Origin of the sequence: Pseudarcicella hirudinis, assembly GCF_900115665.1 — a bacterium.
Taxonomy (GTDB): Bacteria; Bacteroidota; Bacteroidia; order Cytophagales; family Spirosomataceae; genus Pseudarcicella; species Pseudarcicella hirudinis.
The window spans coordinates 1-2,218 of record NZ_FOXH01000031.1 but is presented as its reverse complement, the minus strand read 5'-3'; the positions used below and the strand labels follow the sequence as shown (position 1 = coordinate 2,218).

Sequence of the window (2,218 nt, the reverse complement as noted above, 5' to 3'; positions counted from 1 at the left end):
TTGATGATAGAAACCCGCCTTTCATTTTACCGAACGGCAAGCGTGTTTGGTTTTACATCGGAATTGACCTTGCATCTGAAGCCTGGACAACTTATGTGCATGGGACTACTAAAGAAGGCATTATCACTGACTTTTATAAAAATCTGGTACGTGATTATGCAAGTTATGGAGTTGGTTTACCGCTTGAATTGGAGTGTGAAAGTGCTTTAAACAGTGGTCTGACAAAAGGTATTTTGGAGGAAGGAGTTTTGTTTAACAAAATCCGGATTGAAAAGAATAATCCAACCGGAAAGATGATTGAAAACCACTTTAGGCGGATACGTTACGGGCTTGAAAAGCATGAGGAAGGTTGGCAAGGTAGGCCGTTTGCCCGCTCTGAAGCGAACCAAACCAACACAGAAAAGCCGATACATAAAAGCTATGATGAAATTGTAGAAACAACCGTAAGGCTTATGCAGGAATGGAATCATAGCCCTCATCCACGTGTAGAAGGAAAAACAAGATGGGAAGTGTTTATGGAGAACCAAAACCCTGAATGTAGACCGATCAATTGGCAAAGTATTTTGATGCGTATGGGTAAAGAAACTCAGACAAGTTGCAGGGTTGGTTACATAAATCTGAATAGTGATCAGTGGTGTATTGGTTCGAATGATAAAATTGCTACAGGCAAAGAGCTTATCAGAATCATGAAGGAAATTGAAGGAAGAAAAATTATTGTAAAATGGCTTGATGACAAAGAAGGAAACGTTCTAAGTGCAAAAGCGTATAGAAACGGACGTTACATATGTGACGTAGTACCAGTTCCCCGCTATTCTAAAGCATATTATGAGCGTACTGAACAGGATTTTGAGAATCAGGCTTTAATGTCTGCATATGCTAATACAGTGCTGAATTTCGGTAAAGAAAGGAGGAATGCAATTGATTCAATAACAGTGATTGACAGAACAAAAAGCACAATTATTGAAAGAGAAGTAGAAGTGTTGGAGGAAGTAGAAGAAACGATTACAAGACAAAGAAGTACCTACAAGCGACAAACGTTACTTGATAGATTTTAACGATTCAAAATTCACTTAATCATAAAATAAAAGAACATGCAATTAACAATGGAAAGTTGTGTAAGTGACGTAATGTACTTGCGCAAATTAGGAAAACTTTTGCCTTCACAGAAGGGAACAGCTCTAAGTATCTTAAACAAGAAAATTATGTTTCTGGGTGATTTAGCTAAAGAAGCGGACTGTAAAACTGACAAAGACACAATCATTGACTACATGGTTCATGTAGAAAACCAACGGAATATGATTATAGACTATTTCGAGTTTCCCCGCTTCAAAATGTAAGTAGTTAATTATTACCAACTTCAAACTATTATAAAAATGCTACAGATAACCAATGAATATAAAGAACAAGTAAAAGAAGCCCTGCTTGGAGTAAGAGATAACTTTGACGGTACAGATTCTCAATTTTCTAAGCAATGGGGAATTAATAATAGTGTCTTCAGTCAATTGAAAAATGGCATGACTGACAGGCTTTTGAGAGATTCTCAATGGCTTACGATAGGAAGGGAATTGGACGTACAATTACATTCCCGTAAATGGAAAATGGCAAAAACGGAGGTGTTTAAAGTTATTGAAGAAGATGTACGTTTCTGTCAAGACAATGCGAAAAGCAAAATATGTGTAGATGATTGCGGTATTGGTAAGACCTTTAGCGCAAAGTATCTGAGCCGGACACTTAAAAACTGTTTTTACGTGGATGCTTCACAGGCTAAGACCAAACAGTTATTTATCCGTCTGATCGCTAAAACGATCGGTGTTGATTTCGGTAAATATGCTGAAATGAAGGCTAACATTAAGTATTATCTTAAAAACCTCCCTCAGCCCGTTGTGATCATTGATGAAGCAGGAGACTTAGAATATAATGCCTTCTTGGAACTAAAAGAGCTTTGGAATGCAACTGAAAACTGTTGCGGATGGTATCTGATGGGAGCTGATGGGTTAAGAGAAAAAATCACACGTGGGATTAACTCCAAAAAAGTAGGTTTCAGAGAGTTGTTTTCTCGCTATTCTGAAAAATACACTTCTCCTGTTCCGGTCGGACAAGCTGAAAGAATAACATTCTATGAACAAATGATCAGGGATGTTTTATCAGTAAACATGGAGGATAAAACCCAGTTAAACTATATCGTTAAAAAATGCCTTACAGCCGATGAATTGGGAAA

The 2,218-nt window shown here is 37.5% G+C and carries 3 protein-coding genes; all 3 read left to right on the top strand.

The window, feature by feature from the left end:
* Positions 1 to 1,055 (top strand): hypothetical protein (locus BM179_RS25490; protein ID WP_218159289.1); only part of this gene is annotated, 1,055 nt, incomplete at its 5' end.
* Between the two features lie 36 nt (positions 1,056 to 1,091).
* Positions 1,092 to 1,337 (top strand): hypothetical protein, encoded by a 246-nt coding sequence (locus BM179_RS24975; protein ID WP_092019877.1) that lies wholly within the window; start codon positions 1,092 to 1,094, stop codon positions 1,335 to 1,337.
* 36 nt (positions 1,338 to 1,373) lie between these two features.
* Positions 1,374 to 2,218, top strand: an 845-nt coding sequence (locus BM179_RS24970) for an AAA family ATPase (protein ID WP_092019876.1), incomplete at its 3' end; no start/stop codon positions are given.

What these genes read in the sequence shown, in the direction of transcription:
- BM179_RS24975 (WP_092019877.1), top strand. Translation starts at nt 1,092, where the DNA reads ATGCAATTAACAATGGAAAGTTGTGTAAGTGACGTAATGTACTTGCGC.